We start from the raw sequence: 22,936 nt of genomic DNA, 5'->3' as shown, positions 1-22,936 counted from the left end.
TTTCCCTGCGGAAAGGAATCCGACCCCGATCAGGTCGCCAGCTGTGGCGTTGGACTTAGTCCTGCTGCTGGCCCAGCGCCGGGCCGTCGTGGGACTCGCCCTTGGCCACCAGGGTGGTCAGGGCCAGGTCGCCGGTCACGTTCAGCGCCGTACGGCACATGTCCAGGAAGTGGTTCACGCCCAGGATCAGGCCAATGCCCAGCGGGTTCACGCCCACCATCGCACAGATCATCGCCACCACCGGCAGCGAGCCCGACGGCACGCCGGCGGTGCCGATGCCACCGAGGATGCAGACCGCCATCACCATGATCTGCTGGCCGATGCTCAGGTCCACGCCGAAGAACTGGGCCAGGAAGATCACCGTCACGCCCTCGAACAGCGCGGTGCCGTTCTGGTTGGCGGTGGCGCCCACGGTCAGCACGAAGCGCGACACGCGCTGCGGCAGGCCCATCTGGTCGGCCACGCGCAGCGCGGTCGGCAGGGTGGCGTTGCTGGAGGCGGTGGAGAACGCCATCACCGTCGCTTCCTGGGTATCGCGGAAGAACGACAGCGGCGAACGGCCGGACAGCCACACGGCGGTACCGTAGGTCACGATCATGTGCAGGCCGAGTGCCAGCACCACCACGCCCACGTAGGCACCGAGGCGGATGATCAGCTCGAAGCCGAACAGCGCGGCCAGGTTGAACATGAAGCAGGCCACCGCATACGGGGCCAGGCGGATGACCAGGTTGATCAGGGTCATCGAGATTTCGAACACGCCTTCAATGGCGCGGCGCAGCGGCGCGACCTTCTCGTTGTCGGTCAGCACCATGCCGATGCCGAACATCAGCGCGAAGAACATCAGCGACAGGATCGCGCCGTTGTCGGACGCGGCCTGCAGCACGTTGCTCGGCACGATCGACAGCAACATGTCCATGCCCTTCGGCGTGCCATGGATGCCAGCAACGATTTCCTTGCTGCGCTCGGCGTTCTCCGAGAGCATCATCGCGGCGACCTGCGGATCGACGCCGGCACCCGGCTTGAGCAGGTTGACCAGCACCAGGCCGATGCCCACGGCAATGCCGGACAGCAGCACGGTATACGCCAGGGTCTTCCAGCCGATGCGGCCAAGGGCGCGGATGTCGCCCATCTCCGACACGCCCATGATCAGCGCCGAGAAGATCAGCGGCACGATCAGCATGAAGATCAGGTTGAGGAACAGGCCCGACGCCGGGGTGGTGATGTAGTCCATTACCCACTTGGCACCGGCCTGCAGACCATCGACGCTGCCGCCCAGGGCGTGCACGATCAGTCCCAGGATCAGGCCGATCGCAAAGCCGATGCCCATCTTCCAATGCAGGGGCAACTTCTTCTTGTCGGCAGCAGCTGCTGTCATGCGCGGGTTTCCTCGAAAAATGAATGCACTCTAACAAAGCGCGCAAGCGGCGCCGGTTCAGGTTCGCCGCGTTGGATACAGCGGCGCCAGGCCAGTGTCAGCGGCGCCGGTAGCCGCCGACCAGTGCGGTCCGTCACGGAAGACCTCGCGCAGACGCGCGCGCAGCGATGCCAGATCGCCCTGCCCGCCCCAGCGTGCCTGCTGCAGGTCCTGCAGCACCTGGCGCTGGCCAGGGTCATCCAACCGCGCGATGACCTGCTCGATGCGCTCAACCTCGGCCATCGCGCACAGCTGCGCTTCCACCTGATCGAAGCCTTCGCCATCCAGCGTGCGGCGCAGCTCGGCCAGGCCGGCACGTCCGCGCGCCACAGTCGGCACAGAGGGCTTGCCGGCTGCAGGCGTCGCCGCACGCGGCCGGCGGCCTCGCTGCCAGCCCCACAACAGGGTCAGCAGCCACAGCAGCGCCAGGCCGATGGCCGCGCCCATCCACGGCCACGGGCGTTCGGCCAGGCCGCTGGCGCGCGGATCGGTCGCGGCGATGCGGCTGTCCTGGCCATCGCCGCCCGGCAGCGCAGCATCGGTGTCGATCGGCGGCAGCGGCGCAGGTGAAGCACTGCCACCGCCACTGCCGGCTGCGACAGCCAGTGTCAGGTCCGGCAGCTTCGCTTCCTGCGCCTTGCCTGCTCGCACATCCCACCACGGCAGGCGCGGCCCCGGCACCACCAGCGAGCCTGGCTGGCGCGGCACGATCGAATAGCGGCGGGTGATCTTCAGCCGCGGCGTGCTGCCATTGAACGATTCTTCGTACTGCGCAGGTTCGGCGAATACCTGCGCATGGGTGCCCAGATCCGGCACCGGCAGGTCGGTGAACTGTGCGCGGGTTGCCCCTTCGGCAATCGCCTCGACCACCACAGTGGCGGCCTCACCGGTACGGGCACTGGTCGGCGCACTGGTGTAGCGCAGCTGGAGGCTCTGCAGCGGAAGCCATGGCTGCGGCGCCTGTGCCGGTTGCGCCTGCACCTGCAACGTGCGGTCGGCGCCGGTGGCATTCATGCGGCCGTCGCCGCCGCCGAAGAAGTCGTCGAAGAAGCCACCGGCACTGCGCCCACTGAAGCGCGCACCGGCCAGCCGAAGTGCACCGCTGCGCTCGGGGATCAGCAGGAAGCGGCGCTCGACCACGTTGTAGCGGCGGCCGTTGACCTGGCGCACATCGGTGCGGTCATCGCCCACCCGCTGCAGCGACGCACCCGCCGGGGTATCCAGCACCAGTTCGCCAGAGGCCAGCTGAGAGGCGAAGAACAGCCTCACCACCACGCCTACGCTCTGCTGCACATACGGCGTTTCGTCATCGACAACGGTTTCGATGAATGCCATCGCATTGCTGTCGGGGCCGGCCACGGCAGCGGCATCCACCTGCAGGGTCAGCGGCGCGGTACGGACGCTGCCCACCTGCAGGCCCGGCACCACCAGTGCACCACTACGCCGTGGCGTCAGCGCCACGCCATACAGGTTGCGCTGCTGCATGCTGCCGTTGCTCCACTCCACCTGGCGGCTGCTGGTCTGCCCGCTGAGGTCGAAGTCGGTACGCAACGGTGTGAAGTCAGGGGCGCCCTGGTCGCTCTCGACATTGAGCGTGACCGTGTCGCCCATCGCGATGCGGTCGCGGTCCAGCCACGCGCGCGGCTGCGCCCAGGCCAGCAGCGGCAGCCACAGCAGCAGCGTCGCCAGTACCTGTCGGGGCCAGTGCCCGTGCATGTTGATCGCCCGCGTCATCGCCCTTCCCTCTTCCTGCGCTCGTTTTCCAGCTGGAACTTGGCCCGCAGCAATGCGCCCGGATCATCCGGCACGCGTCGCATCCACGCCTCCACCGCCTGTTGCTCTTCGCGTTGGCGCGGAGTAGTGCCGTCACTGCCTGGCACGGGTTTGCCATCCTGTTCGCCCTTGCCCTCACGTGCCTGCTGCATCGCCTGCTGCATGCGCTGGCGCTGCTGCTCATCAGCCTGGGCCTGCGCCTTGGCATCCTCCACCTGTGGTGGCGCCTGCTGTCCATCGCGGCCACGCTCACCGGGCTGAGGCGCCGACTGCGCGTTGTCGTTACCCGCCTGGGGCTGCCCCTGCTGGCCCTGCTGAGATGGTGGCTGACCCTGTCCTGGATCCTTCTGGCCCTGCTGCGGTTGCTGGCCCTGCGGGTTCCGCTGGCCCTGTGAATTGTTCTGCTGCTTCTGCTGCCCGTTCTGCTGCGGTTTCTGCTGGTCCTGGCCCTGCCCCCCCGACTGCTTGCGCTTGCGTGCGGCATCAACCACGGCACGGTTGGCGACCGCATCGGCCATGCCGGGATGCAGCGCCAGCGCGCGGTCGTAGGCGGCGATGGCTTCGTCGTAGCTGCCCTGGCGCGCCAGCGTGTTGGCCAGGTTGTACCAGCCCGCATCACTGTCGATGCCCTCGAACTGATTGCGCGCAGTGGCGAAGTCGCCCGCGCGATAGGCCTGCACGCCGTCGGCCAGGCGCTGGTGCTGCAACTGGTCGGCCCGCTTCCACAGCGTGCCCTGCGATGGCGGCGAAGCGGGCGCTGGAGCTGCCTGCGCCTGCACATCCCCCATCCATGGCAGCAGGCCCACCGCCAGCACTGCGGCCAGCAGCGCGCGGCGGCGGAAGGAGAGCAGCGCCAGCAGCATCACCGGTGGCAGCAGCCAGAATCCTTCATCGCGCCATTGCCTGCCCTCGCCGGGCCGCTGCGCCGCAGTACCTTCGCGTGCATCAAGCACACCCAGTGCGCGCAGGTCACTGCCATCGGCGGTGATGCGCGCATAGCGACCGCCACCTGCCGTGGCCACCGCACGCAGGCGACCTTCGTCCAGCGCAGCCTGGCGGATCTGTCCGCTGTCGTCACGATACGCCGCACCCGCCGGTGTACCGAGCCCCAGCACCGACACCTGCAGGCCGAGCCCACGTGCCTGCGCGGCCGCCAATGCAGCTTCATCATCGGCTTGATCGGTGACCAGCAGGATCTGTCCCTGCGCTGCAGCGATCTGCCGCATCAGCCGCGTGGCCCAGTCGATGCCACGGTCGGCACGCTGGCCATCACGCGGCATCACATCCGGCGACAAGGCATCCAGATACAGCGCGACGTTGCTGCCGTCATCGGTCAGCGGCGCGACGGTGTAGGCATCTTCGGCGTACACCACCAGCCCCACCTGCCCACCCTTGCGTGCGCGCAGGAGCTCGCCGACCTTGGCCCTTGCCTGCAGCAGGCGCGACGGTGGCAGGTCGGTGGCAGTGATGCGGCTGGACAGATCCAGCACGATCAGCAGCGGTGCGCTGGGCTGGAACATCGGCTGTGCCTGCTGCCGCCAGCTCGGCCCCGCCATCGCCAGTGCTGCCAGCGTCCAACCCAGCAGCACTGCCAATGGCAGCCGCACGCGACGGCGAGCACCGGCCGCCAGCAGATGCGGCAACAGGTGCGCATCCACCGCCTGCCGCCACGCATCGCTGCGCCGCTGCCGGTACAGCGCCACGGCGAGAATCACCGGCAAGGCCAGCAAGGCCCACAGCCATTCCGGGCGCAGGAAGTGCAGTGCATTCCAGTCGGGAAGATGGGATGCAAACGCGATCATCGACGGCGCTCCGGCCACACCCATGCCAATGCCCCCAGCAGCAAGGCCAGGCCCAATGGCCACGCATAGCACTCCTCGCGCGGGCGCAGGCTCGGCCCCTTCGCAGCGATCGGCTCCAGACGATCCAGTTCGGCGTAGATGCCGGCCAGCTGCGCGGTATCGCGTGCACGGAAGAACTGGCCACCGGTCAGGCTGGCAATCTTCTTCAACGTGGCCTCGTCGACCGGGTCCTGGTCAGCGGAAATCGGAATACCGAGGAAGCGCATGCTGCCATCGCCACCAAACGCGACGGTGTGGATGCGTACCCCTTCGGCCTGCGCGACTTCGGCCGCACGCAGCGGTTCCAGCACGCCGGCATTGCTGACGCCGTCGGTCAGCAGGATCAGTACACGTTGCCCTTCCGGCTGGCTGCGCAGGCGCTTCACCGCCAGGCCGATGGCATCACCGATGGCCGTCTCGCGCCCGGCCAGGCCGACCACGCTGTCGCGCAGCTGGTCGCGCACACTGGCCAGGTCCGCAGTGAGTGGCGTGAGCGTATAAGCGCGGTCCCCGAAGATCAGCAGGCCGATGCGATCGCCGGCACGACGATCCAGGAAATCGGCCAGCACGGCCTTGGCTGCGGTGAGGCGATCCACCGCCTGCCCCCCCAGCACCATGTCGCCCTCGCCCATGCTGCCGGACACGTCCATCGCCAGCATCATCTGCCGGCCCTGCTGCGGTGGCGTGATCGCTTCGCCCAGCTGTTGCGGGCGAGCCAGTGCGACGCACAGCGCGCACCAGCCCAGCCACAACAGCAGCGTACGCAGCCACGAAACATCGACGCGGCCGCCACCGGCCAGCGCTTCCAGTTCCGTCGCCGCATAGGGCACGCGCAGCGCAGCGCCGGGGTCGGCACGACGCTTCCACCAGCGCATCAGCAGTGGCAGCGGCAACGCCAGCAGGGCCAGCGGCCACGCCAGCTGCAGGTCCGGCCATGGCCAGTAACTTGCCAGCAGGTTCATCGGCGGCGTTCCAGCAGCATCGCCAGGTAGCGCTCGCGCGCCCAGCTACGCACGGCCGCCACTTCGCTGGCGTCCACGCGGGGACGATAGGCACCTTCGGCCAGCAGGCTGCGGCGCGCACCCGGCAACGTGCCCTTCGGATCCACGCGCTGCCACCAGGCATCGTCACGCAGGGATTCACTGCCGGGCTGTGCCTGCCGCGCGGCGCGACGCAGCAGGCCGGCGATCGCCGCCAGCTCCGCGGTGGCATCGGCGGTGGTGGCCAGCTCCTGGTCGAACGCCTGCAACCAGCGTTGGCGACGACGGCGGCGTTTCCACCACAGCAGGGCCAGCGCCAGGATCACCAGCAACACCGCGCCGCCGATCATCAGATAACCGGGGGCCGGCGGCCACCACGACGGTGCGGGCGGCAACTGTACATCGCGCAGCGGAAGGTTGGCGCTCATGCCGGCACCTCGGTTACCGGTGGTGCCAACCAGGCGTCGCTGGGCGCATCGGTGGACAACACCTGCACGTCAACGCGGCGTGCGCCGAGCTGGCGGCGCAGCGCCTGCAGTGGTTCGACGAAGTGCGCCTGCCAGTGCGCCTGCACCTCGCTGCGACGCAGGTCGAGGCCAATGCGCTGCTGCGCGGTCTGGAACTGCAGGGCCGCCGAGGGCGGTTGCAGCTCGAGGGGATCGACCAGCAGCACCAGGCTGAGGTCATGGTGCTGGGCCAGCGCGCTCCAGCGCACGACGGGAATCCGCGCGGCCTGCTGCGGATCGGCCAGCACCAGCATGCGCGCCCCGGGGCGCAGCACGCGGGCGGCATGGTCCAGCGCGCGTTCCAGGCCGAGATCGTCGGCGGGCGGCTGTGCGTACCAGCGGGTGAGTGCGTCGAGCACGCGCAGTACACCACGCGGCCCACCCGCGGGTGCAATCGGCGCTTCGCGGTCGCTGCCGCGCAGGGCACCCACGCGATCACCGCGGCGCTGCGCCGACCACGCGGCGACGGCGCCCGCGCGTGCCGCCTGCACCGACTTGAATCGCACGCGGGTGCCGAAATACAGCGCCGGCGACGTATCGGCCACGATCAGGCTGACCCGCTCGCGTTCGGCCTGGAAAAGCTTGGTATGGGCACGGCCGGTCCGCGCGGTCACGCGCCAGTCGATATGTCGTGCATCATCACCGGCCACGTACTCGCGTGACTCGGCGTACTCCATGCCACGCCCACGCAGCGGCGACGGCGCCTGCCCGGCGTTGCCGGCACGGCCACGGCGTGGCGGCGGCGGCCGCTGTGCCAGCCGGCGCAGGGCCACCAGTTCGGACAGGTGCGGGCGCAGTCCGTCGCCATCGCTGACGGTGGATGCGGCTTCCAGGGATGGATCGGTCATGCGCGGGCTCAGGGTGCCGGCACCCGGGCCAGCAGCTCCTGCACCAGGCGTTCGCCATCCCAGCCTTCGGCGGTGGCTTCGTAGCTGGGCAGCACGCGATGGCGCAGCACGTCGGCGGCAACCGCACGCACATCGTCGGGGGTGACGAAGTCACGGCCGGCCAACCAGGCGCGTGCACGGGCGCAGCGCTCCAGCGCGATGGAACCACGCGGGCTTGCGCCCCAGGCGATGCGGCGCCCGAGGCCGGCGTCATAGCGCGACGGATCACGCGAGGCCAGCACAAGTTCGACCAGATAGCGCTCCAGCGCCGGCGCCATGTGCAGGTCCAGCACTTCGCGGCGGGCATCGAACACATCCTGCATCGGCAGCTTCTCCGGTGCGGGTGCCGCTTCGCCCAGTGCGCCACGGGCACGCTCGCGGGCGAGCCGCAGGATCTCCGATTCGGCGGCCTGGTCCGGATAGCCGATGCGTACGTGCATCAGGAAACGGTCCAGCTGCGCTTCCGGCAGCGGGAAGGTACCTTCCTGCTCGATCGGGTTCTGCGTGGCCATCACCAGGAACAGCGGCGGCAACGCATAGGTGTGGCGGCCAACGGTGACCTGGCGCTCGCCCATCGCTTCCAGCAGTGCCGACTGCACCTTGGCTGGCGCGCGATTGATTTCATCGGCCAGCAGGATCGGGTGGAAGATCGGGCCAGGTACGAATTCGAAGCGCCCTTCCTGCGGGCGCCAGATCTCGGTGCCGGTCAGGTCGGCCGGCAGCAGGTCGGGGGTGAACTGCACGCGGGCGAAATCCGCCTCCAGGCGCGAGGCCAGTGCGCGGATGGCCGTGGTCTTGGCCAGGCCCGGCGCGCCCTCCACCAGCAGGTGCCCGTCGGCCAGCAATGCGATCAACAGGCGTTCGACCAAAGCCGCCTGGCCGACGATTTCGGCCGACAGCGCGTCGCGCAACTGGTTGAAGGCGCCATGCAGGCGGGAGGCGGCCGGCGCGGGCGGCGGCGAGACGGTTTCGGGCATCGGCGGTGGCAGGTTCATGGGGGCCTTTGACCGGCGCGGGACGGCACGGGTTCCCGACATCATCGCAGGGTGCCCTGCGATTGGCATCAAGAACGGCTGAACGGGCCTCTCATCCACGCATGGCGTGGATCTACCGGATCATCCGCATCCGCGGATTACGTCCGGCACCCGCGACACGAAGAAGGGCCGCACATGGCGGCCCTTCTTCGTGTCGCGGGTGCGCTGGCTCAGTTCTGCCTGGCTACGCGCAGCACCTTCGGGGTAACGAACACCAGCAGCTCGGCCTTGTCCTTGCTGCGGCCACGCTTCTTGAACAGGTTGCCCAGGAACGGCACATCGCCCAGGAACGGAACCTTGCTGATGCTGTTGCGGTCGGTGAACTCGTACACACCACCGATGACCACGGTCTGCCCGTCCTCGACCAGCACCGCGGTGTTCACCTCGCGGCGGTTGATCGACGGCACGGTGCCATAGCCTTCCAACTGGATCAGCCGGTCCACTTCGTCCTTCTTCACCTGCATGTTGAGGAACACGCGGTTGTCGTTGGTGATGGTCGGGGTGACCTTCAGTTCCAGCACCACTTCCTTGAACTGCACGTTCGGCGTAGCGACACCGCCCGCACCGGCGCTGATGGTCACATAGCCGATTTCCTTACCCTGCTTGATCAGGGCCTCGCGCTGGTTGGTGGTGACCACGCGCGGGTTGGAGATCACTTCACCACGCGACTCCTCCTGCATGGCCGACAGCTCCACGTCCAGCAGGTAGCCGGCATTGAGGATCGACAGCGCAAGCGAGCCTGCCGGGTTGGTGGACGCCGCCGGCATGGCCCAGTTCAGGCCACGGGTGATTGCCGAGCCGACCGGCACCGGCGCCGGGCCCGTACTGCCACCGGCCAGCCAGTCGCGGTAGGCCTTGGCGTTGGTCGCATTGGCTTCGACCTGCGACTTGCGGGTTGCCTCGTTGGCTTCCAGATTGCCGCTGAAGTAGGCGTTGTCGCGGCTGCCACTGATGCCGAACCGCGCACCCAGCTCACGCGCGAACGTATCGGTGGCGATCACGATGCGGCTTTCGATCAGCACCTGGTCGACCGGGCGGTCGATCACGTTGATCAGCTCACGCATGCGCGCGATCTTCTTCGGAATGTCGCTGATCATCAGCGTGTTGGTGCGCTCGTCGGCAACGATGCGGCCACGGCCGGACAGGAAGCCACTCTCCTCCTGCGACGACCCACCACCACCGCCACCTGCGCCACCACCGCCACCACCGCCGATGCCCTTGGCTTCGGTCAGGGCTTTGAAGATCTGGGTGGCGCTGTGGTAGTTGATCTGGACGTAATCGGTCACCAGGTCTTCGCGGTTCTCGATGGCGATGCGCGCGTCTTCCTTCTCCTGCTCGAACTTGGCCAGCTCTGCCTGCGGGCCGACCCAGATCACACTGCCATCGCGTCGCTTGTCCAGGCCCTTGGCACGCAGCACGATGTCCAGTGCCTGGTCCCACGGCACGTTGACCAGGCGCAGGGTCACATTGCCCTGCACCGAGTCGGAGGCCACCACGTTGAGGTTGGACTCTTCGGCGATCAACTGCAGCACGGTGCGCACTGGCACGTCCTGGAAGTTGAAGGTCACCGGCTTGCCGGTGAAGCCACGCTGGCCGACGGCCTTTGCGGCCTGGGTGACGCTGCCGGCGGTCACTGCACCGACGGCGGCCGGAGCCTGCCGCGCGCTGATCTCCACCACGTATTCGTTGCCGCTCTGGTAGGCCAGCGACTCCACCGCACCGCCGGTGCTCAGCACCAGCTGGGTGCCGGCGCCGGACGGCTTGGCGTCGATGCGCTGCACCGGCGTGGCGAAGTCGACGACGTTCAACGGCTTCTGCAGGTTGGCCGGCAGGCGGGCATTGCCCACGTCGACCACCACGCTGTTGCCCTGCGTGCGCAGGTCCGGGATCGCGCCCTGGCCGTCAAACTGCACGATCAGGCGGCCCGCGCCATCATCGCCGCGCTTGAAATCGATCTTGGCCACCGACAGGCCGGCCGGTGCCGCGGCCGGTGCGACGGTGGTGCCCACCGGCTTCTCCGCCGGTGCGGCGGCCAGCGCCGGAGCGCAGGCCAGCATCAGCGCGACTCCCAACGCGCTGACACGGTTCAAGGTAGAGCGCCGGTTGGGACGCAGCCCCTTGGCTTGGTGAAAGGTCATCGTGCTATCCCCAGTAAACGATCATTGATCTTCAAGCGAGAGCGTTGCCGGCCGTTCCAGCCAGCCACCCGCGCCATCCGGCACCAGTTCGATCAGCTCCACACGGTCTTCGAAGACCGCAGTGGCCCGCCCGTCGCTCTGCCCCAGGTAACCGCCCGGGCGCACCCGGTAGGTCACCTTGTCCGGCCCCATCACCAGTGCGACGGTGCCGCCGCCGGTGCCGATGGTACCGACCATGTCCAGTGCGTCCAGCGGGAAGCCCTCCAGGGGCTCCTTGCGCCGGTTCGGATCCGGCCGCAATCCGCCATTCCCCTGCGGATTGGTCCAGGCATCGGTGAACGGATCACGCAGGCCCTGCGCGGAGTATTCGAAGGTCTCGAACTGCTGCATCACAGGCAACGGTTCCAGCGGCTGCGCCGGCCGGGCACGTTCGCCTTCCACCCACTTCTCGAGATTCGGCGCATCGCCCGGCGTGCTGGTCACGCCACGGCCGCAGGCGGCCAGCAGCAACACGGCAGCGGCCATCCCGCAGCGTGCAAAGAAGGAACGGATCACTTGCTGCCCTCCTTGCCGGCTTCAGCCTTCTGCTGTTCCTGCACCTCGGTCTCGTCGAGATACCGGTAGGTCTTGACCGTGCCGGACAATTCCAGCGCACCGGCACGCGAACCACCGCCAGCCTTGTCCGCCGGCTTCAGATTGATGTCGTGCATGGTCAGGATCACCACGCGCGGCAGCGAGGCCACGCCACTGACGAACGCACCGAACTGGTGGTAGCTGCCCACCATCTTCAGCTTGATCGGCTTCTCGGCGTAGAACTCCTTGACCTGCTCCTGTTCCGGTTCGAACAGCTGGCTGGTCAGGCCGCTGGACAGCGCGGTCTGCGAGATGTCGATGATCAGGTCCGGCATTTCGGTCTTGCTGGGCAGCTGCCGCAGCATCTGCTGCAGCACCTGCTCCATCTGCGCCAGCTGCTGCTTCAGCGGCCCCAGGTTCACCGCGCGTTCCTGCTGCTTGGAGAACTCGGTACGCAGATCGCTTTCCTTCGATTCCAGGCTGGCCAGTTCATCGCGCTTGCCGCTGATCAGCAGCATCCACGCCACGAACATGATGACCAGGGCCAGCAACGAACAGAAGACGATCTTGGCCTTCTGCGGCCAGTTGCCGATGTCGTTGAAATCCAGGTTCTTCAGATCGATTTTCTGGCTCATGCGCGGTCCCCCTGCAGCGGGGCGTAAGAGGCCTGCGGCGGCTGCGCCAGGCGGCTGCCCTCAGGCCTGGCGGCCGGAGCCGGTGCGGCGGGCTGGTTCGGCTTGGCCGGTGCAGGCGCCGGTGCGCTGGCGGGTGCTGCGGCCGGGGCCGCCGCCGGTTGGGCCGGGGCCGGTGCTGGTGCAGCAGCCGGGGCCGCCGCATCGGGGCCGGCGGCAAGCGGCGCCACGGCAGGCGTCGCAGCCGGGGCGGCCGCCACGCTGCCATCCGCGTTCAAACCGGCAGTGCCTGTCTCTTCACTCTGCGCCGGCAGCTTCACCGTGACCTTGAACATGTACGGCAGTGCCTTGATGTCCGATACCGGACCGGCTGCACTCTTGTCGCCGGCACTGGCCTGGATGATCGACAGCTCCGGGTTGGTCATCCAGCCGGAGGTTTCCAGGTTGCGCATGTAAGCCGACACGCGTGCATTGGACTGGGTGCGTCCCTCGAGGGTGAGCATGTCCCCCTCCTGCTGCAGGGCGGTCAGCACCACGCCGTCGGGGATCGTGCGCACCAACGCATCGAACAGGTGCACCATCTGCGAGCGCTTGGCCTGCAGTTCCTCGATCACCTTCTTGCGGGCCAGCAGGCGGTCCTTCTGCGCATCGAGGCGATCGATCTCCTTGTTCTGTTCCTTGACCTTCTCGATCTCGGCTTCCAGATAGGCGTTGCGGTCCATCTGGCCGCTCACCTGGCGGTCGTAGTAGAACCAGATCAGCAGCGACAGCAGCAGGCCACCGATCGCGGCCATGCCCAGCATTGCGTAGAACTCGCGCTGGCGTTGCTTGCGCCGTTCGGCGCGCCAGGGCAATAGGTTGATGCGTGCCATCAGTCGAAGCTCCTCAGTGCCAGACCGGTGGCGATCATCAGCGCGGGGGCATCCTGGGCCAGCGCATGCGCGTTCACCTTCGGGCCCAGGGTCATCTGTGCCAGCGGGTTGGCGACCACGGTCGGCACGCCCAGCTGTTCCTCGACCATTTCCGGCAGCCCGCCCAGCACGGCGCAGCCGCCGGCCAGCACGATGTGATCGACGCGGTTGAACTCACTGCCCGCATAGAAGAACTGCAGCAGGCGGCTGATCTGCTGGACCGTGGCTTCCTTGAACGGCTCCAGCACTTCCATCTCATAGCTTTCCGGCAGCCCGCCCTGGCGCTTGGCCAGTCCGGCCTCCTCGTAGCTCAGTCCGTAACGGCGCATGATCTCGTCGGTCAGCTGCTTGCCACCGAACACCTGTTCGCGGCTGTACAGGCTGCGGCCGCCGCGCAGGACGTTGAGGGTGGTCATGGTGGCGCCGATATCGACCAGCGCGACCACGCCGTCGATGGACACCGGCAGCTCGCTGGCGACCAGGGCGTAGGCGTTCTCGACCGCGAAGGCCTCCACGTCCATCACCTTGGCCTGCAGGCCACCCAGTTCCAGGGCCGACTGGCGCAGTTCCACGTTCTCCGAGCGCGACGCGGCCAGCAGCACCTGGACCATCTCCGGGTTGTTCGGGATCGCCCCGATCACCTCGAAGTCCAGGTTCACTTCCTCGATCGGGTACGGAATGTAGTTGACCGCTTCCAGCTCGATCTGGGCTTCCATGTCGTTCTCGTCGAGCTCGGCCGGCATCGGGATCACCTTGGTGATCACCGCCGACCCGGCGACGGCGGCAGCGGCCAGCTTGGCCTTGCTGCCTGAACGGTTCATGGCACGGCGGATGGCCTCACCCACGGCCTCCACTTCCACGATGTTCTTCTCTACCACCGCATTCGGCGGAAGAGGTTCCACAGCGTAATGTTCCACACGGAAACGATTGCCGCTGCGGGACAGCTGCAAAAGCTTTACCGCAGTCGAACTGATGTCGACGCCTACAAGCGGCGACTGACTTTTTGGGATGAGCCCCACGGTTTCTCCCCTGCCGACGGGCACTTGGACGCAAGACCTGCGCCCGAGCATTAATAACGTATTCTTAGCAAATGGCAACGGCCCTGCTGTGAAGTTCCTCACGGATTCACGATGCAGCCCCTGACTGTTCCCCTTGCGCTCCCCGGTGCCGACCCCAGCCGCCACCTTGCGTAATCTATACTCTGCGACCACGAAATTCGCAATCGGAATCTGAACCCGATGACTCGACTCCGCCGCTGGCTGCGCTGGATCTTCCTGATTGTCCTGGTCCTGGCGCTGATCGGCGCGGCCGCCGTGGGCGGTCTGTACTACGCTGTGTCCTCCAAGCTTCCCGACGTGCAGACCCTGCGCGACGTGGAAATGCAGGAGCCGATGTACGTCTATGCTGCCGACGGCAAGCTGATGGCGGTGTTCGGCGAGACCCGGCGCACCCCGATCACCATGAAGGACGTGCCCGAGCGCCTGAAGCAGGCCTTCCTGGCCACCGAGGACGCCCGCTTCTACGAGCATGGCGGCGTGGACTACATGGGCATCGGCCGTGCGGTGTGGCTGCTGGCCACCACCAACGACAAGCGCGTGCCGGGTGGTTCCACCATCACCCAGCAGGTGGCCCGCCAGTTCTTCCTCAGCTCCGAGTACAGCTACACCCGCAAGCTGGCCGAGATCCTGCTGGCACGGAAGATCGAGTCCGAGCTGAGCAAGGACGAGATCTTCGAGCTGTACCTGAACAAGAGTTTCTTCGGCAACCGCGCCTACGGCGTGGCCGCCGCCGCCGAGTTCTACTACGGCAAGAAGCTGAACGAGCTGGACCTGGACGAGATGGCCTCGCTGGCCGGCATCCCCAAGTTCCCGTCCTCGGGCAATCCGATCTCCAATCCGGAGCGCGCCCGCCAGCGCCGCGACAATTACGTGCTGCAGCGCATGGCCGACCTGAAGTTCGTCAGTCAGGCCGAGGCCGACGCGGCCAAGGCCGTGCCGATGCACGCCACCGCCCATGAGCCGCCGGTGCAGGTCGACGCGCCGTACGTGGCCGAGCTGGTGCGCCAGGAAATGATCGCCCGCTTCGGCGGGGATGTGGTCAACAAGGGTTACCACGTCACCACCACCATCGACTCCACCCTGCAGACCGCCGCCAACCAGTCGGTCCGCGACGGCCTGCTGCTGTACGACCACCGCCACGGCTGGCACGGCGTGGAGAAGCAGGTGCAGGTGGGTGCGGGTGAAGACGCCGCCGCCCTGGCCGAGCACCTGCGCGGCATGTACGGCCAGGCCGGCCTGCTGCCGGCGATCGTCGCCAGCACCGGCGCCGATGGCAGCGCCACCGTGGTGCTGGCCAACCGCAGCGAGATCGTGCTGCCGGCCGGTGCCGCCAAGTGGACCAACAAGACCCCGGGCAAGCTGGTGCAGCGCGGCGACATCGTGCGCGTGCGTGCCGGTGCCAAGGAAGGTGAGTGGCTGCTGGACCAGATCCCGCGCGGCCAGTCCGCGCTGGTCTCGCTGGACGCCCACAACGGCGCCCTGAAGGCGCTGGTCGGTGGCTTCAGCTTCTCCGGAAACAAGTTCAACCGCGCCACCCAGGCCCGCCGCCAGCCGGGTTCGAGCTTCAAGCCCTTCATCTACGCCGCGGCCTTCGACAAGGGCTACAACCCGGCCTCGATCGTGCTCGACGCCCCGGTCGTGTTCCGCGACCGCCGCGGCAAGACCTGGGCCCCGCAGAACGACGGTGGCGGCTTCCGCGGCCCGATGCGCCTGCGCGAAGCGCTGGTGCAGTCACGCAACCTGGTCTCGGTGCGCCTGCTCGATGGCATGGGCGTGGACTACGCGCGCAAGTACATCAGCGAATTTGGTTTCGCCGAATCCGAACTGCCGCCGAACCTGTCGATGTCGCTGGGTACCGCCTCGCTGACCCCGCTGTCGGTGGCCCGTGGCTACGCTGTGTTCGCCAACGGCGGCTCGCGCGTGGACACCTGGCTGATCGACCAGGTCAATGACCGCGACGGCAACCTGGTGTTCAAGGAAAACCCGGCGCTGGCCTGCCGCGACTGCGCCGGCAGCAGCGACCAGCCGGTGAACCAGGTGGTGGACGGCTTCAACTTCGGCGCCCCGGCCCCGAAAGTGGATCCGGCCGCTGCGGCCAAGGCCGAAGCCAAGACCGAAACCCCGGCCGCGCCGGCCAACCCTGATGCCCGCACCGCCCCGCGTGCGATCGACGCCCGCACCGCCTACCAGCTGGTATCGATGATGCGCGACGTGGTCCAGCGCGGTACCGGCGTGCAGGCCAAGGTGCTAGGCCGCGAGGACGTGGGCGGCAAGACCGGCTCCACCAACGACCACCGCGACGCCTGGTTCTCCGGCTTCGGCGGCCCGTACGTGACCACCGTGTGGGTGGGCCGCGACGACTTCCGCTCGCTGGGCTACCGCGAGTACGGTGGCAAGGCGGCCCTGCCGATCTGGATCGACTACATGCGCACCGCGCTGAAGGACACCCCGATCGCGCAGAACGAGCCGCCCAGCGGCATGGTCCAGGCCACGCTCAACGGCGCCACCGAGTGGGTGAAGGTGGAAGACATGGACCGCCTGACCGACTACGACCTGAACCTCAATACGCCGCAGGCCGACGCCGCCGCGTTCGATATCTTCTAAGAGGCAGGTATGGGTGGGTGCCAACCGTTGGTTGGCACCGATGCGGCCCTGGTAGAGGCCAACCTTGGTTGGCGCCTCGTGCCGACCAAGGTCGGCACCTACCAAAGCGTCGGTGGGTGCCAACCTTGGTTGGCACCGATGCATCCGCCGGGCACGGTCCCGCGCTGCTCTGGTAGATGCCAACCTTGGTTGGCGCCCCGTGCCGACCAAGGTCGGCACCTACCAAAGCGTTGGTGGGTGCCAACCGTTGGTTGGCATCTCCGCGCCATACCCACGCAGATGTCACATCCGTGCGCTAATCTGTAGCCAGGTCGCAACAGGGAGTCATCGCATGCACCGCGCTCGTCAGCATGCTGCCAGCCAGACCCGCGAGCGGCGCCACCGCCTCGCCCACGAAGCCGCCCGCCTGATGGCTGAAGGCGGCATCCGCGACTACCACCAGGCCAAGTTGAAGGCCGCCAGCCGGCTCGGCATCCACGACGATGCCTCCCTGCCCCGCAACACCGAGATCGAAGACGCCCTGCGCGAGTACCAGCGGCTGTTCTCCGGCCCCCAGCACGGCAACGAACTGCAGCGCCGCCGCGAGGCCGCCATGCGTGCGCTGGAGTTCCTGCACGGCTTCGCGCCGCGCCTGGCCGGCCCGGTGCTGGACGGCACCGCCGACGCCAACAGCCCCGTGCAGCTGCACCTGCACAGCGACGACCCGGAAGCCGTGCACCGCTTCCTGGACGAACACGGCATTCCCGCCGAATCGCGGACCCGCCGGCTGCGGATGGATCGCGAGCGCAGCCTGGATGTGCCGGTGTGGGTGTTCAGTGCCGAGGAGCTGACCTTCGACCTGGCCGTGCTGCCCTACGATGCCCTGCGCCAGGCACCGCTGTCGCCGGTGGATGAGAAGCCGATGCGACGTGCGTCGGTGGCGCAGTTACGGCAGCTGCTGGCCGAAGCGGAGATCACCGCGTACATCGGCGGGTGACGGTAGCGCAGCGGTGCCCGCCTTGGGTGGGTGCGGACCGTTGGTCCGCACTGTGCTTCGGGCAATCGATTGCCGACCGAAGAGCAGTCGAGCAAGCTCGACCCTACAAAAGCGGTGTTACCTGCCCTGGCAGATGATGCCCATCATGCTCCCGCTACCAGACAAAACGGGTATCGCGCAGCGGGTCGCCGAACAACCGCGGCAACCACGGTGCGGGGGCTCGCTGCGGATACTCCCGCATCATCTGCGCGTGCATGACCTGCAGATCCCGCAGCAACCAGGACTGGTAGTAGATGTCGTCGAATCCATCCGACCACCCGCTCTTCACACGCTCATGCTCGTCTGCCTCCAACGGCGGCATCTGGTCCAGCGGCACCTCCAGGATTGTCGACAGCGCCGCATTGATCTGCGCGTTCTCAACCCCCGCCTGGCGCACGTAGCCCAATCGATCGAGGACCCGCCGGCAGTTGTACGGGAAGCACCCGCCCGTGGCGGTGATGTAGTCAGCAATATCCGCCAGCATGTCGGCTTTCAGCCGCCACACCACTTCGCTGTCCATCACCTGGCGTACCCGCATCGTGCGCAACGTGCTTGCCCGCACCTCTTCCGGCGTAGTGAACGGGGCCCCCGGCGTGCTGCCCGCGTGGCGCACCAGCACGATGCGATGGATCGCCTCGCTGGTGACGCCGTCGATGCGCAGCGCCGCTGCCTGAGGGTGCACGCGCGGCGGCGGCACGCCCAGCATCTGCCACAGGTACCACAGCACCAGCAGCAGACCGGCGATGCATAGCCCGCTCATCAGCGTCCATAGATCCAGGTTCCGGGTGTAGTAGCGAAAGCGCGCCCGCCAGATATAGAACGTGCGATAGCTGATAATTCCGCGTACCCATCTGTACATTGCCATCTCCTCGGCAAGGACCCCGGCGCGGCGGGGTTCATTACGCGCACCACGCCGGGGCTGCATGGCTTACCAGCCGATGCCCACGCCGACGCCCATGCTGCGCTCACCGCTGTTGGTGAACGCACCATTGAGGCTGAAGGTGGCCGAACCCTTCTCGTTCAGCACACGCTGGTAACCCACCGCCATCGCCGACTCACCCTCGCTGTAGCCCACGCCCGCACCCAGGCGGTTGTAGGTGGCCAGGCCTGCGGTGTTCATCGCCATCGCACTCTGCGCACTGCTCATCGCGGCCATACGGTTGAAGCGCTTGTCCATCTTGTCCAGGCGACGCTCGAAGTTACTGATCGCACCATCGGTGTACTCGTTGGCACGGGCCAGCATCTTCTCCAGGTCGGCGGTGTCGACCTGCGGCTTGGGCGTGTCGTCCTGCTTCGACTTCGGCTGCGGCGTCGGCTTGTCACCTTCACCGGTTGAGGCAATTTGCGGCGAGCCGCTGGTCTCCGGCGTCGGCGCGATCTCTTCGGTGGACGGCGAAGGCGTGGACGCTGCGGCCATGGCGCGGGCCTGCGGCTGATCGTCGATGCGCTGCTCCAGCCCATCCATGCGGCCGTTGATCTGCTGCTGCATCGAGTGCAGCTGGCCACCGTTGACCGCATCGCGGCTGCCGGCCGCGATCAGGCCGTTGGCCACGTTGGAGATGACCATGCCGTTGGCGCCGGCCAGGGTGAGCTGTTGGGTACCGTCTGCGCGGACCGAGGGGGTTTCCTGGAAGACGGAGCGGAGCTGGGATTCGACCTGGTTCACCCGCGAGGTGGTGCTGACCACGGCACCGTCCAGCGCTTCCAATGCACCATTGAGGGTGGATTGGGACTGGCCTTGAACGTTGAAGCTGGGGCCGAGGATGTTGCCGTTGGCATCGACTTCACCGCCGAGAGCGGACAGTGCGCCGCGCAGCTGGCCGACGGTGGCAGCGTTGTGGTTGGCGGTGCCGTTGGCGATGTTTACGAGGCGGCGCTTCATCTCACTATTGCCGAACGCAACAGTACCAGCCTCATCTGCAACCGACCAAGCCCCAATAGCAACGCCAGAGCTTGCGCCCTCCTTCACCGCGCTGCCGACACCGATTGCGACACCATTTTCTTCGTGGACAGAAGAGAAGACGCCGATAGCGAAGCCATTCACTGCCATCGCATCAACATAAGCAGCTCTGCCGAGCGCCACTGAATTCTTCCCAGCGGCAGTCGCGAAGCTCCCAATGGCAACTGCCCCTTCACTTAGCAATGAAGCCTCAGCGGAATCACCAATTGCAACCCCGACCGGCCCCGCCTTCGCTGCCTGTCCAGGGCCTAGGTCACCGACAGCAACAAACCGCGACACGGAAGACAGCTTCTGCAGCTTTTCATTGGTCTCATAGAGCTGACTGCCACGCACAACATCGGAACTATCAGCCGACAGGTTCGCCTCGGCCACACCAGTCAAGCGCGCACCACCGAAATCGATCGGACCGCTCGCATCCAATCCACGCATTGCCTGCTCACCCATCTCCCGCTCCTTGCGCATCGCCTCCAGATCATTCCGATTCTGCGAGATCTTCTGCTCTGCAGCGTACAACTGACTGCCGGTTACGGCATCACGGCTTCCTGGGGCTACTCGGCCGTCAGCCAGGTTGGTCAGCACCATGCCATTCGCGCCATTCAGCGCGATCTGGTTCATGCCATCGGCACGGGCCGACGGTGAATCCTGGAAGATCGAGCTCAGCTGACCTTCCACCTTGTCCACGCGACGGCTTGAGGCGATGACGGCGCCATCGAGTGCCATCAATGCATCCTCGACGGTGTTCTGCGTTCCGCTCTGCACTGCATACGTGGGATCGATGATGTTGCCGCTGGCATCGATGCCTGCACCGCCGCCGAGGGTAGCGAGGGAATCCTTAAGCTGAGAGACGGTGGTGGCGTTGTGGTCAGCGGTACCGCTGGCAATGTTGGTAAGACGACGCTGAACTGTGGCATTACCAAAGGAGGCCGTCCCTCCTTCATCTGCAAAGGAGCCCGCCCCCAGCGCCAATGAGCCGGGTGCTGATTCTTCAACAACAGTACCCGCACCGATTGCGATGCCGTTGACTGCATATACTTGAGCGCCGACTCCCATCGCAAACCCAGCAGATGCTTCGCCAGAGACCCCTGCTCCACGGCCAACTGCCACTGAGTTCTTTCCCAGCGCTCCTGCGAAGGCGCCCAATGCTGTCCCACCCTCAGCTCCGGCCTTCGCTGAATCTCCAAGTGCAACGCCAAGCAAGGCTGCCTCCGCGCGCACGCTGAATGCGTCAACACCCACACTCAGATACTGATTGGCGCTTTCCAAATCCGAAATTCGACTGTTCGTCGCGTAGAGTTGACGGCCCGACACAGCCTCCGTGCTACTGGCATCAATGACGCCGTTCGCCACGCCGCTGATCTTCCGGTTTGCATTGGCGCTGTTGCGCACGTCTAGGGTCGAACCGCTGTTCTTCCCACCCAGGCGCACATTGCCAGATGCAGACGTCTGCGCCACCAGACCGCCCAGCGCCGCTGTCTCGGCCAACGCCTTGGCCGCATCCGCCTTTGCCACGGTAGCGTCCGCGCCTGCAGACGTGGCGACACCCTCCACCGTCGCCACCTTGTCATTGGTGGCGCTCAGCTGCCGGCCGTTGACAGCCTCATAGCTGGTGGCAGTCAACGCGCCGTCGGCCACCCCGGTTACCTTCCTGTTCGCGTTGGCGCTGTTACGTACATCCAGCACCGTGCCGCTGTTCTTCCCACCAAGCCGGACATTGCCGTTGGCAGCGACCTGACCAACCAGCCCGCCCAGTACGCCAGCGTCAGCCAACGCCTTGTCCGCGCTGACCTTCGCCGCATTGGCGGTCGTCGTCGCAGCGTCAGCCACGGTCTGCGCCTTGGTTACGGCCTGGTTGGTGGCATGCAGCTGGTTGCCGGTAATCGCGTCGGTGCTACCCGCGCTCACCGCCCCATCAGCCACATACTGGATCTTCCGCTTCCGGCTGGCGCTGCCCACCGAGACGGAGTTGGACGAAGCCGTGACTGCGCCTGCGCCCAATGCCACTGCATTCTCATGTGTCGCCTGCGCGCGGTCACCCAGCGCGACGGCACTGACGGCAGTAGCCTTGGCCAGGTTTCCCGAAGCCGTGGCGAACTGAGCCGTCGCCTCACTGCCGCGTCCCAGGGCAGTCGACTGGCTGGCGCTGGCCTTGCTCAGATAGCCCATTGCGGTGCCATGTTCGGCTGCGGCTTTGGCATCGCCACCCACGGCAATGGAAAAGTTCCCGGTAGCGCTGGCGCGGAAGCCAGCGGCCACGGCACCGTTCGCGCTGCGCGTGCTGGCACCGATCGAGACACCGGCGTTCTGGCCCGTCACCTTCTTGCCATCAGCATCGACGCCCGACAGCGCGTCGTAGCCCACGGCAATGCTCTGTCCGTTGTAGGCCTTGGCATTGTTCCCGAGTGCGGTACTAATGCCGAAGCTGCCATGCTCTGCGACTGCGCCCTTTCCGAGTGCCAGCGTGGTGGCGTCGATGCGATTGCTCGCGCTCTGTGCCAGATTCTGCGCGGTTGCAGCACTGGCTTTGGCTGCGTCAGCCGTCGTCCTCGCCGCGGATACCGCCTGAATGGTGCTGTGGAGCTGACTGCCTGTGACTGCATCGGTGCTACCGGCAGCTACAGTACCGTCGGCCAGATACTGAATCCGCCGCTTGTTGCTGGCGCTGCCAACCGAGATGGATTTGGCCGATGCCGTAACCGAACCTGCACCGAGTGCGTATGCATCGGAATGCTGTCCACTACGGATCATTCCATCGATCACGCCGATCTTCGAGTTCGTTGCATACAGCTGCCGGCCCGTAACAGCATCAGTGCTCGCGGCCGTGACCCGGCCATCTGTAACGTTGACGATCCTCCGGGTCTGCACTGAACTACCAACAGAGACGGTGAAGCTATCCACTGCTGCTGAATTGGCACCAATAGCAACGGAATTGGCAGACCACGCGCGTGCGCCGCTTCCTATGGCGACGGCGTTATTCTTCTCGGCCCTCGCAAAATTGCCAAAAGCGCTTGCGCCGAGCTCAAGTGCTTGTGCGCCAGCACCCACGGCGGTTGAATAGCCACCCCTGCTTATCGAATTGCTACCGATGGCAGTTACGTTGTCTCCGATGGCACTGATGCCATTTCCATAGGCAACCGAATGATGGCCATGCAGAGTTGAACGCGATCCTGACAGAACCAAGTCATAGCCGAGAAACGACGAAGCTTTGTAATCGGGATCTACGATCAGGACGGGGACCGATTTTCCGGGCTGGTAGATGGGGCCACTGTAGCTTGAGATGCCAAGCTGCGACGATGCGAGCAGCGTATCCGTGGACGGCAGGACAGGCTGATGTACGGCGAACACAGCTGACCTACTCCCGGGCTCCGATTCCGCCATCAACGCTTCGCGATGCAATGTCGCGTGCTGGTCTTCGTCCGTCTCGGTTGTGGATCCATGAGCGACAACGGGTAGGCTCGAAGTCATCAGGAGTACAGCGCAACATGTCCGATTGGCCTTGCCCTTAGGGGAAGCCAGCTCGCTGGCAACAACCCAGCACTGCCGGATGGCATTCCAGATACGGCGATAGATTCTATTCATGATTTCTCCTTAACATCGAAGGTGAGAGACGCCC

At 66.5% G+C, this 22,936-nt stretch carries 16 protein-coding genes; 2 read left to right on the top strand and 14 right to left on the bottom strand.

Translation table 11 applies throughout. The annotated features are described in order from the left end of the window. Nucleotides 1-55: 55 nt before the first annotated feature. The 12 genes from JLDANKMP_RS17320 to JLDANKMP_RS17265 all read right to left on the bottom strand — a co-directional run bounded on the left by JLDANKMP_RS17320 (nucleotide 56) and on the right by JLDANKMP_RS17265 (nucleotide 13,708). Entirely contained in the window at nucleotides 56-1,375 is a 1,320-nt protein-coding gene (locus JLDANKMP_RS17320) for a dicarboxylate/amino acid:cation symporter (RefSeq protein WP_076739765.1), read from the bottom strand. A gap of 57 nt (nucleotides 1,376-1,432) precedes the next feature. Next, complete coding sequence (locus JLDANKMP_RS17315; protein ID WP_212561726.1) at nucleotides 1,433-3,148, bottom strand: BatD family protein; 1,716 nt, start codon at nucleotides 3,146-3,148, stop codon at nucleotides 1,433-1,435. Next, nucleotides 3,145-4,989 carry a VWA domain-containing protein gene (locus JLDANKMP_RS17310; protein WP_212561725.1) on the bottom strand — a complete coding sequence of 615 codons (1,845 nt, stop codon included), beginning with the start codon at nucleotides 4,987-4,989 and terminating at the stop codon, nucleotides 3,145-3,147. The genes JLDANKMP_RS17315 and JLDANKMP_RS17310 overlap by 4 nt, the downstream gene beginning before the upstream one ends. Further along, entirely contained in the window at nucleotides 4,986-5,990 is a 1,005-nt protein-coding gene (locus JLDANKMP_RS17305; RefSeq protein WP_212561724.1) for a VWA domain-containing protein, read from the bottom strand. The genes JLDANKMP_RS17310 and JLDANKMP_RS17305 overlap by 4 nt, the downstream gene beginning before the upstream one ends. After that, entirely contained in the window at nucleotides 5,987-6,436 is a 450-nt protein-coding gene (locus JLDANKMP_RS17300; protein WP_111205120.1) for a DUF4381 family protein, read from the bottom strand. The genes JLDANKMP_RS17305 and JLDANKMP_RS17300 overlap by 4 nt, the downstream gene beginning before the upstream one ends. Beyond that, nucleotides 6,433-7,362, bottom strand: coding sequence for a DUF58 domain-containing protein (locus tag JLDANKMP_RS17295; RefSeq protein ID WP_049396145.1), 930 nt, complete (start codon nucleotides 7,360-7,362; stop codon nucleotides 6,433-6,435). The genes JLDANKMP_RS17300 and JLDANKMP_RS17295 overlap by 4 nt, the downstream gene beginning before the upstream one ends. A gap of 8 nt (nucleotides 7,363-7,370) precedes the next feature. After that, nucleotides 7,371-8,396, bottom strand: a complete 1,026-nt coding sequence (locus JLDANKMP_RS17290) for a MoxR family ATPase (protein WP_005410854.1) — start codon at nucleotides 8,394-8,396, stop codon at nucleotides 7,371-7,373. A 209-nt stretch (nucleotides 8,397-8,605) separates the two neighbouring features. Further along, nucleotides 8,606-10,573 (bottom strand): type IV pilus secretin PilQ, encoded by a 1,968-nt coding sequence (locus JLDANKMP_RS17285; protein WP_005410855.1) that lies wholly within the window; start codon nucleotides 10,571-10,573, stop codon nucleotides 8,606-8,608. Between the two features lie 21 nt (nucleotides 10,574-10,594). After that, nucleotides 10,595-11,098, bottom strand: a complete 504-nt coding sequence (locus JLDANKMP_RS17280; protein ID WP_212561758.1) for a pilus assembly protein PilP — start codon at nucleotides 11,096-11,098, stop codon at nucleotides 10,595-10,597. 26 nt (nucleotides 11,099-11,124) lie between these two features. Then, complete coding sequence (gene pilO, locus JLDANKMP_RS17275; RefSeq protein ID WP_005410857.1) at nucleotides 11,125-11,781, bottom strand: type 4a pilus biogenesis protein PilO; 657 nt, start codon at nucleotides 11,779-11,781, stop codon at nucleotides 11,125-11,127. Then, nucleotides 11,778-12,650, bottom strand: a complete 873-nt coding sequence (locus JLDANKMP_RS17270; RefSeq protein WP_005414347.1) for a PilN domain-containing protein — start codon at nucleotides 12,648-12,650, stop codon at nucleotides 11,778-11,780. Before JLDANKMP_RS17270 ends, pilO begins: the two co-directional genes overlap by 4 nt. Next, nucleotides 12,650-13,708 carry a pilus assembly protein PilM gene (locus JLDANKMP_RS17265; protein WP_005410860.1) on the bottom strand — a complete coding sequence of 353 codons (1,059 nt, stop codon included), beginning with the start codon at nucleotides 13,706-13,708 and terminating at the stop codon, nucleotides 12,650-12,652. Before JLDANKMP_RS17265 ends, JLDANKMP_RS17270 begins: the two co-directional genes overlap by 1 nt. Before the next feature lie 219 nt (nucleotides 13,709-13,927). On the opposite strand from JLDANKMP_RS17265, the gene JLDANKMP_RS17260 reads away from it, so the two are divergent. Together JLDANKMP_RS17260 and JLDANKMP_RS17255 are read left to right on the top strand one after the other, a co-directional pair. Beyond that, nucleotides 13,928-16,351, top strand: coding sequence for a penicillin-binding protein 1A (locus tag JLDANKMP_RS17260; protein ID WP_005410861.1), 2,424 nt, complete (start codon nucleotides 13,928-13,930; stop codon nucleotides 16,349-16,351). 331 nt (nucleotides 16,352-16,682) lie between these two features. After that, on the top strand, nucleotides 16,683-17,327 hold the full coding sequence (locus JLDANKMP_RS17255) for a hypothetical protein (protein ID WP_188240645.1): 645 nt from the start codon (nucleotides 16,683-16,685) through the stop codon (nucleotides 17,325-17,327). 154 nt (nucleotides 17,328-17,481) lie between these two features. On the opposite strand, the gene JLDANKMP_RS17250 is transcribed toward JLDANKMP_RS17255, so the two are convergent. Together JLDANKMP_RS17250 and JLDANKMP_RS17245 are read right to left on the bottom strand one after the other, a co-directional pair. Next, a complete protein-coding gene (locus tag JLDANKMP_RS17250; RefSeq protein ID WP_212561757.1) occupies nucleotides 17,482-18,225 on the bottom strand; it encodes a hypothetical protein in 744 nt (247 codons plus the stop codon). 69 nt (nucleotides 18,226-18,294) lie between these two features. After that, on the bottom strand, nucleotides 18,295-22,902 hold the full coding sequence (locus tag JLDANKMP_RS17245) for an ESPR-type extended signal peptide-containing protein (protein ID WP_212561723.1): 4,608 nt from the start codon (nucleotides 22,900-22,902) through the stop codon (nucleotides 18,295-18,297). Nucleotides 22,903-22,936 lie beyond the last annotated feature (34 nt).

Source organism: Stenotrophomonas sp. PE591 (genome assembly GCF_018320795.1).
In the GTDB taxonomy this organism is placed as follows: Bacteria; Pseudomonadota; Gammaproteobacteria; order Xanthomonadales; family Xanthomonadaceae; genus Stenotrophomonas; species Stenotrophomonas maltophilia.
This window is presented reverse-complemented; position numbering and strand designations above follow the sequence as displayed.

What these genes read in the sequence shown, in the direction of transcription:
- JLDANKMP_RS17300 (WP_111205120.1), bottom strand. Translation starts at nt 6,436, where the DNA reads ATGAGCGCCAACCTTCCGCTGCGCGATGTACAGTTGCCGCCCGCACCG.
- JLDANKMP_RS17270 (WP_005414347.1), bottom strand. Translation starts at nt 12,650, where the DNA reads ATGGCACGCATCAACCTATTGCCCTGGCGCGCCGAACGGCGCAAGCAA.
- JLDANKMP_RS17260 (WP_005410861.1), top strand. Translation starts at nt 13,928, where the DNA reads ATGACTCGACTCCGCCGCTGGCTGCGCTGGATCTTCCTGATTGTCCTG.
- JLDANKMP_RS17305 (WP_212561724.1), bottom strand. Translation starts at nt 5,990, where the DNA reads ATGAACCTGCTGGCAAGTTACTGGCCATGGCCGGACCTGCAGCTGGCG.
- JLDANKMP_RS17295 (WP_049396145.1), bottom strand. Translation starts at nt 7,362, where the DNA reads ATGACCGATCCATCCCTGGAAGCCGCATCCACCGTCAGCGATGGCGAC.
- pilO (WP_005410857.1), bottom strand. Translation starts at nt 11,781, where the DNA reads ATGAGCCAGAAAATCGATCTGAAGAACCTGGATTTCAACGACATCGGC.
- JLDANKMP_RS17320 (WP_076739765.1), bottom strand. Translation starts at nt 1,375, where the DNA reads ATGACAGCAGCTGCTGCCGACAAGAAGAAGTTGCCCCTGCATTGGAAG.
- JLDANKMP_RS17315 (WP_212561726.1), bottom strand. Translation starts at nt 3,148, where the DNA reads ATGACGCGGGCGATCAACATGCACGGGCACTGGCCCCGACAGGTACTG.
- JLDANKMP_RS17310 (WP_212561725.1), bottom strand. Translation starts at nt 4,989, where the DNA reads ATGATCGCGTTTGCATCCCATCTTCCCGACTGGAATGCACTGCACTTC.
- JLDANKMP_RS17290 (WP_005410854.1), bottom strand. Translation starts at nt 8,396, where the DNA reads ATGAACCTGCCACCGCCGATGCCCGAAACCGTCTCGCCGCCGCCCGCG.
- JLDANKMP_RS17250 (WP_212561757.1), bottom strand. Translation starts at nt 18,225, where the DNA reads ATGTACAGATGGGTACGCGGAATTATCAGCTATCGCACGTTCTATATC.
- JLDANKMP_RS17280 (WP_212561758.1), bottom strand. Translation starts at nt 11,098, where the DNA reads ATGGCCGCTGCCGTGTTGCTGCTGGCCGCCTGCGGCCGTGGCGTGACC.
- JLDANKMP_RS17245 (WP_212561723.1), bottom strand. Translation starts at nt 22,902, where the DNA reads ATGAATAGAATCTATCGCCGTATCTGGAATGCCATCCGGCAGTGCTGG.
- JLDANKMP_RS17285 (WP_005410855.1), bottom strand. Translation starts at nt 10,573, where the DNA reads ATGACCTTTCACCAAGCCAAGGGGCTGCGTCCCAACCGGCGCTCTACC.
- JLDANKMP_RS17255 (WP_188240645.1), top strand. Translation starts at nt 16,683, where the DNA reads ATGCACCGCGCTCGTCAGCATGCTGCCAGCCAGACCCGCGAGCGGCGC.